2 protein-coding genes are annotated in these 628 nt (G+C 39.0%); one reads left to right on the top strand and one right to left on the bottom strand.

The annotated features are described in order from the left end of the window. A partial coding sequence (locus tag A5N85_RS17420; protein ID WP_211268245.1) for a transposase occupies window positions 1-215 on the top strand: 215 nt, incomplete at its 5' end. 103 nt (window positions 216-318) lie between these two features. Here the strand turns inward: A5N85_RS17420 and A5N85_RS18005 are convergent. Further along, window positions 319-513 (bottom strand): IS630 transposase-related protein, encoded by a 195-nt coding sequence (locus A5N85_RS18005; protein ID WP_072576064.1) that lies wholly within the window; start codon window positions 511-513, stop codon window positions 319-321. Window positions 514-628 lie beyond the last annotated feature (115 nt).

Genomic DNA, 628 nt, shown 5'->3' with positions numbered 1-628 from the left:
ATAAACGCAGTGATATTCAAGCAATCATTGAAGAGCATGGGCATGAGATAGTTTGGTTACCCCCTTATAGTCCAGACTTAAATCCTATTGAAAAGATGTGGGCTTGGATTAAGCAAATAGCAAAGAATGGCGGATGGATTGTATTGATACTTTATTCTTTTATCTGCTTTGGATTGGGTTGGGTTTTAGATGATTTCACTATATCACTTCCATGACAAATTTGTCCTTTTGTGCTGTAGCCATAAGGTCTATGAGCAAAGGCTTTAAAACCACATTCATCAAGATAGACTATCGGTTTGTCTTGAGCGGTCTTATCCACTATTTGTTCTTGAAAGTGCTCTCTTTTCTCTGTGTCGGCTTTTGGATGTTGGTTAATCTTTTTTTATGCGTTATCTTTAGTCGCTTTAGAGCATAACAAATCGCTGATTGCGAGCAATTAAAACGTCTAGCGCTTTCCCATTGGTAATCATCAGGATACTGCTCAATATCCTTAAGCAAGGCTTCATCATCAATCTTTGAGGCTTACGCTCAGTTAAAGCCTTTAGGATGGGGATTTTTAATCCAGCTATAGACGGTGAATTTGCTGATCTTGTAGCGCTTTGCAACAGCGCGCCAAGTTTCTCCATTA

The sequence above is a fragment of the Suttonella ornithocola genome (assembly GCF_001889065.1).
In the GTDB taxonomy this organism is placed as follows: domain Bacteria; phylum Pseudomonadota; class Gammaproteobacteria; order Cardiobacteriales; family Cardiobacteriaceae; genus Suttonella_A; species Suttonella_A ornithocola.
This window is presented reverse-complemented; position numbering and strand designations above follow the sequence as displayed.